The organism is Nitrosopumilus sp. Nsub (assembly GCF_001541925.1).
In the GTDB taxonomy this organism is placed as follows: Archaea; Thermoproteota; Nitrososphaeria; order Nitrososphaerales; family Nitrosopumilaceae; genus Nitrosopumilus.
This window is the reverse complement of record NZ_LQMW01000005.1, coordinates 1-6796: the sequence shown is the minus strand read 5'-3', so window position 1 is coordinate 6796 and position 6796 is coordinate 1. Positions and strand designations below refer to the sequence as shown.

At 32.0% G+C, this 6796-nt stretch carries 7 protein-coding genes; 3 read left to right on the top strand and 4 right to left on the bottom strand.

The window, feature by feature from the left end:
• On the top strand, positions 1-789 hold a 789-nt coding region (locus AW732_RS00495; RefSeq protein WP_067956935.1), incomplete at its 5' end, for a PEFG-CTERM sorting domain-containing protein.
• Between the two features lie 14 nt (positions 790-803).
• On the opposite strand, the gene AW732_RS00490 is transcribed toward AW732_RS00495, so the two are convergent.
• Positions 804-1433, bottom strand: coding sequence for a hypothetical protein (locus AW732_RS00490; protein WP_067956932.1), 630 nt, complete (start codon positions 1431-1433; stop codon positions 804-806).
• A 102-nt stretch (positions 1434-1535) separates the two neighbouring features.
• Here AW732_RS00490 and AW732_RS00485 point away from each other — a divergent pair, with 102 nt between their 5' ends.
• Positions 1536-4331 (top strand): CopD family protein, encoded by a 2796-nt coding sequence (locus AW732_RS00485; protein WP_067956929.1) that lies wholly within the window; start codon positions 1536-1538, stop codon positions 4329-4331.
• Here the strand turns inward: AW732_RS00485 and AW732_RS00480 are convergent.
• The 3 genes from AW732_RS00480 to AW732_RS00470 are packed head-to-tail and all read right to left on the bottom strand — an operon-like array spanning position 4321 to position 6118.
• Positions 4321-5109 carry a metal ABC transporter permease gene (locus AW732_RS00480; RefSeq protein WP_067956938.1) on the bottom strand — a complete coding sequence of 263 codons (789 nt, stop codon included), beginning with the start codon at positions 5107-5109 and terminating at the stop codon, positions 4321-4323. The genes AW732_RS00485 and AW732_RS00480 overlap by 11 nt on opposite strands.
• Before the next feature lie 32 nt (positions 5110-5141).
• Positions 5142-5864, bottom strand: a complete 723-nt coding sequence (locus AW732_RS00475) for a metal ABC transporter ATP-binding protein (RefSeq protein WP_067956927.1) — start codon at positions 5862-5864, stop codon at positions 5142-5144.
• On the bottom strand, positions 5858-6118 hold the full coding sequence (locus AW732_RS00470) for a hypothetical protein (protein ID WP_067956924.1): 261 nt from the start codon (positions 6116-6118) through the stop codon (positions 5858-5860). Before AW732_RS00470 ends, AW732_RS00475 begins: the two co-directional genes overlap by 7 nt.
• Positions 6119-6211: 93 nt before the next feature.
• On the opposite strand from AW732_RS00470, the gene AW732_RS00465 reads away from it, so the two are divergent.
• Positions 6212-6595 carry a CopG family ribbon-helix-helix protein gene (locus AW732_RS00465; protein WP_067956920.1) on the top strand — a complete coding sequence of 128 codons (384 nt, stop codon included), beginning with the start codon at positions 6212-6214 and terminating at the stop codon, positions 6593-6595.
• Positions 6596-6796: the final 201 nt, after the last annotated feature.

The window sequence follows — 6796 nt, the reverse complement described above, 5'->3', positions numbered from 1 at the left end:
ACACCAAGTACAGCAACAGTTGACGTCGGTGGTGTTGTAACCATGACAAACACAGACACAACAGGAGTTCACACCTTTACATCAGGAACTGTTGATGGATTTACTCCGTCCCCAGATGGTGTATTTGATTCAGGTGTACTAATGTCTGGAGAGTCATTTGAATGGAGTCCAACTGAAGCAGGTGAAGTGCCATACTATTGTATGTTACATACCTGGATGGTTGGAGAAATCATAGTACAAGAAGTAGCAGCTGAAGAACATGCAGATGACCACGGTGATGACAAAGAAATGTCTCACGGTGACAAAGAAATGTCTCACGGTGACAAAGAAATGGATCACAGTGGCATGGATATGGAAATGTCTCATTCTGATGAACCATTAATGATTGAGATTTCATCAAACACTGCAGACGCAGGTGAAATGTTAGTAGTAGATGTAACATTTACAACAATGTCTGGAGAAAGTGTTAGCCACATCAACTACAACATTGAAGCCACACAAAATGGTGAAGTTGTTTTAGATGAAAGCGATGTACACGATCATGATGGAGTTGTAGAACATATGACAGCACCATTACCAGCAGCAACATCAGATGATACACCAGTAGAAGTTAAAGTAACATTTAACGGATACGGAATGCCTGACGATGAAAAGACAGGACCTATCGGTGAAGTAGCAACAAAACAAGTAGTTCCAGAATTTGGAACAATTGCAATGATGATACTAGCTGTAGCAATCATCAGCATCGTAGCTGTAACTGCAAAATCTAGAGTCGTTCCAAGATTTTAGGAATTTCTCTTTTTCTATTTTCTTTTTATTAAACTAATTATCGCTAAGATAATTGCTGCTGCTGCAATTGACAATCCAAAAATTGCAAAGTCATATGCTGCACCACCATTAGAAGGCGTAGTTGTTTCACCAGACTTTAATTTAGAAACATCTTGTTGAAGTGAAGAAATTGCATTTTTCAAAGCAGAGACATCTGCAGAACCTTCACTAGCTTTTGGAGGAAAATCAAGAACAGATGTACTTTCAACATCTTCAACAGGAATTTGTACATCAACAACAACACCACGTATTTCACCTTGCAAATCCACAAGATAACTACCAGTTTTAGTTGGAATGATTGGTGAAAAATAATATCCAGGTTTTGGATCTGAATTAATTTCAATAGACTTACTTGCACCACCATACATTATGTTAGATTCAAGATTTTGAAATGCACTAGTGATGCCCGTATAGGTGCCTTCTCTTTCTCCCGGTTCTATAATTTTGAAAACAACAGAATTACGAATTCCTACAACAGGTGGTTCTATGCTCCATCCTGCTTCGATTTTGTATTTTTCAACTTCAACTGTAGTATGTGCATAGGATTGCGTGGCCATTCCAAAAGAAATCAATAATGCAATAAGACCAAAAATTACTACTTTCACGACTATAGTTACCTTGCAACCATTATTATCTTTACGTGGAGTGGTACAAACTTCGAATGGATGAAAGATTCTTTAAATTATCAAATTAGTCTAGATTAGCAAATGAAAAAAATTCTCATAGTATTACTAGTATTATCGATTTCAACAATTCCCTTTGTTTCTGCACATCCATTCACTGATGAAACTATTCCCAACTTATCAACAAACGCACCAACTGGAGTTTCAGAAGTAATTGTATTTTTTTCAGAACCAGTTGAACTAGAATTTAGTACAGTTAAGGTTTTAGATAATAATGGAAATCAAATTGATAACAAGGATACAAATTATTATGAAGATGAAAAATCATTAATCGTTACAACTAGTCCTTTAGAAGATGGAGTATACACTGTAACCACTAAAGTATTATCAAAAGTTGATGGCCATCTAGTTCCTGGTGCATTTTTGTTTGCAGTTGGAGATGTTGTCATTGATCCAAAGTTATTAGAAAATCAAGATTCGACTGAGTTACTATTTTTTCCAGAAGCTGGTGCAAGATTTCCAGGAATTGTAGGTCAAACAATTGTTTTAGGAGTTGTTATTGCATCATTAATTATTTGGGGAACTCAAAATAAACAATCAATCAAAGAAGAATTAGAACAAGTCCAAATTAAACATCATCAAAAATTCATGTCCATTACTGGAATAGGATTGATGTTAATTTTTATTTCAAATATTCTGATGATTGCTGTTCAAAGTGTTAGATTAGAAGCATCACCATTAGAAGCAATTCAAACGTACTTTGGAACTATTTGGTTAGCTAGAATGGTAATTACCATAATTTTGCTCGGAATATGGTTTGCATTAGACAGGAAAAAAAATCTACCAAAAAAAGTTCAAATTCCAATGCTTGTTGCTATGTTAGCATTAATTTCAACTTCAAGTCTTATTGGTCATGGTGCAGCAAGTGGTGAAACGTTTGCATTAATTTTAGATTATATTCACAATTTAGTTGCAGCAGTTTGGATTGGCGGAATATTTTATTTTGTTTTTACATTATTGCCTTCACTATCAAATCTAAAAGAAGAAAACAGAGAAAAAATGAGCCTGGCATTAATTCCAAGATTTTCAATTGCATTTATTATTTCAGTTGGAATTGTAATAATTACAGGTCCATTGCTAATGTGGTTCTTAGAGAGTGATGTGGGATTAATCACTGAATCCGTTTATGGTCAATTAATCATGTTGAAAATTGCTATTGCAAGCGTAATGGTTGCGCTAGGTGGATTTTTCCAATTCAGAGTTCAAAAAACAGCAGAAAAAAATTACCATACTGGAAAAATTAATGTTCATAAAATATTAAAAAGATCATTAAAAGTTGATGCAGCGCTAGGAGTCATTCTATTAGGTGTAGTAGCTGTATTAACAAATGGTACTTTACCAGAAGGTGAATTCAAAGATGCCAGTGCTCAAGAAATTATTTATGGATTTAAAACCATTGAATTTACTGATAATGCAAAATTTGAGATTCAGATTACGCCGTTTTCAAGTGGAGTAAATACAATTTTGGTTAAAGTTTCTGATTTTAATAATAATCCAATATACGATGCAAATGAACTTAAAGTAAAAATGTCAAATCCATCAAAAAATATTTCTCCAATTGAAATTCCAATGGAAGTAACTAATGTAGAAAACGACATTCCAATTGAATTTCAAGGTGAGTTAACGTTTGGATTTTCTGGACAATGGCAAATGGAAATTGAATCTCAAAGAACTGAAAATGCAAATGAATCAAAAATAGTAAATGTACTAGTTAAACCAAGATTAGAAAATATTCAAACTCAAGTAGTTGAATATGAATTTCCAGAAGATGCAAAGCCACTTTATCCATTATATGATGGAGAAAATTCTATTTGGGTAAGTGATCCATCTGCACCAAGATTGTGGGAATTTTCACTTGATACACAAGAATTTTCTTCTTATTCATTTGATGGTTCAGCTACAACATTTCTAACTAGAGATAATTCTGGAAAAATTTGGTTTACAGATACTCCAGGAAATCAAATTGGATACATTGATTTAACAACAAAAGAAATTACAACTAAAACAATTCCAAATCTAGCTCCAGTAACAGTATCAAATACACCAATATTCATTCAAGCAGATTTTGATGGAAATATTTGGATTACAATTGTGAACAAAAATAAAATCATGAAGTATATGCCAGATGAGGATGTTTTCCAAAATGTATCATTACCTGAAAAAGATTCATTGCCATTTGCATTGTCCATAGATAGTGATGGAAATATTTGGTATACTGCAACAGGTACAGGGAAATTTGGAAAAATTGATCCGCAAGAAGGAAAACTAACTCAATATTCAAAAGAAATTCCTCTCCAGAGTCCAGAATATTTCCTTTTTGACAAAAATGGAGACGTATGGATTGCTGAGCATACAGGCACGGCAATCACAAAGTTCAATCCAGTATTAGAGACTTTTGAGAGTATTTCAGTATTAGATAAAGAAGCACTTCCATTTGGAATGACATTTGACAGATATGGAAATATTTGGTTTGCACAGCATATTGTAGATACCATTGGAGTTTATGATCCGGATAATAATGATTTGAAAGAAATTCCAATTCCAACTGAAGGATCTTTTATTCAATTTGTAACATCAGACAAAAATGGAAAAATATGGTTTGTTGAACAAGAAGGAAATAAAATTGGCACCATAAACACAATAGAACTTCCAGTAGATCTCTCACAAGTTAAAACAATTGACAATATTGAAAATAATATTGAAATGGAGTATACTGAAATTGCATCGCCACTAATTGCATTAGGAATTATTGTAACATCATTATTCTTTGTAAAGAGTATTTATGATAAACGAAGATTGAATTCTTTAATTAATTCTTAGATAACAATCCAGCAGACTTTATTCCCATAGTTATCGCAAGTAATGCAACTGAAAATATCACAATAGTTCCAGCTGGAGTAATATCAAATACATATGAAATCAAAATTCCAGATACAACAGATAGTACAGAGAAACTCATAGAGATAAACATAGTTTGTTTAAAGCTTCTACCATACATTATTGCTGTAACATTTGGAATTACAAATAATGCTGAAATTAACAATACTCCAACAAGTTGAATTGATGTAACTACAGTTAGCCCTGCCAAAATAATTAGTAAATAATTTATTTTTTCTACTGGAATTCCACTAACTTTAGCTTGCTTTTCATTAAATGTGGAATACAAAATTTGTCTGAAGAATAACAAAATTACCATTAAAATTGCTCCAGCTAATGCTGCAATCACTACTGTATCATTTACACTAACAAGAAGAATACTGCCAAAGAGAAAACTAAAGATATCAAGTGTAAATCCACCTGAAAAACTAATGATTACAAGCCCAGCTGCTATACCTGAGGATAAAAGTACCGCAATTGAGGCATCACCAGAAATATTGTATCTAGTTTTAATTTTTGTAATAATTAATGCACTAAGTATTGATACACCATAGGCTGTCCATAGGGGATAAACTCCTGCAAATAAGCCAAGAGCAATTCCACCAAAGGAGGAATGTGCAAGTGCATCACCAAATAATGAATAACGTCTTAAAACTAAAAACAATCCTATAACTGAAGATAAAATTGCTATTATGGCACCAGTAAGTATGGCCCTTTGCATAAATCCATATGTTAAGACTTCAAAAGACATGATTAATGATGATGCATGTGTTCCTGCATTGATGCTTCAGAATATTGTTTAACAAGTTCATCATCAGAAAAGAATTTTTCAGATTCGCCATGAAAAAAGAGTGTACGATTTAAACATGCAACATGATTTGCTAATTTATTTACCGCATCCAAATCATGTGATGACCAAATGATTGTAATTCCATTTTTAGAATTTAGTTCTTTTAGAATACTAAAGAACAAATCTATGTTTTGTTGATCAACTCCAGTAATAGGTTCATCTAAAATCAAAATTTTTGGATCATTAACCAATGCTTTTGCAATAAATACACGTTGTAATTGTCCTCCAGATAATTCACCGATTCTTCTGTTACGAAGTTCATGTATCCATAATCGTTGTAATACTTCATCTATTTTATTTTCATCAGATTTTTTTTCCAAAGCCATTCTTACAACATCACTAACTGTTGCAGGAAAATTATTTTCAAATTCAGGTCTTTGAGGAACATAACCAATTGATTTATGATAAGTTTTTGATTTTTTTATATCCTCATCAAAAAATTTGATTGTACCCGTATATGTTGTATTTAGACCCAACATAGAATCAAAAAGAGTAGATTTACCTGCACCGTTTGGTCCAATGATTCCTAAAAAATCACCTTGCTTGACTACAAAGCTTACATCATCTAATGCAATTACTTCTGGATATTTGACAGTAAGATTTGATATTTCAACAGCATTTAGCATAACCCCTCTCCATTTGTCAAATCATTAACTTTGGTAATTTTTGGATTTTTAGCTATTTGTCTTGCTTCTAAAGCTCGTTGCATAGCTATCTTAGATAATTCCTCTGGATGGATTTTACATTCACCATCAGTTATTCTAATTGAAATATTGTGATTGTATGTATCTGAATTATCATTAATCAAAATCTGCACCTCATTGAAGAGTTCATAATCTCCATTTTTTAATTCACCATTATTCTTTTGTGTTAATTTCATTTTCAACCTAACTATATTTTAATTATTAATAAATCTATAAAATCTTAATAATATTTTGTTAAAATTTTTATGTTTCTTAATAAAAGCAACTACATGCCAATTGTTTCAATTTCATTAAATGATGAAATTCTCAAACAAATTGATAAGTTACAATCTACTATGGGATTTTCAGGTAGATCAGATGCAATAAGAGCAGGGATACGAAGCTTTGTTTCTGAAGAGAAACAAAAACAAGATCTTTCAGGAGAAGTTAATGCCATTTTATTAGTAGTGCATAATGATGAATATGATAACGAAGTAAACGGAATCAAACATTCCTATGAAGACCTCATCACTATGCATCTTCACAATAAGATTGATGGAGAAAAATGTATGGAACTTTTCATCTTAAAAGGAGAATCAGAAAAGGTTACTGAAATTACAAAAAATTTTCAAATTAATAAAAAAATGGATACAATCAAGTTGGTTGCATTATAATCAATAATTAAAAAATTTTAATTTCATTAAATGATAAACTCATAAAATTAAGTAACTATCAGTTCTGTTTAAAAAATTAATTTTTTCTAAACTGAATTGCTTTTACAATTCCAAATGCTGGCAGTCCGATGTACATTCCCAAATTCAATGCAATTACTGAGAGTCCAAGTCCCAAGACTTCTGACTCAGTTTCAGCACTTT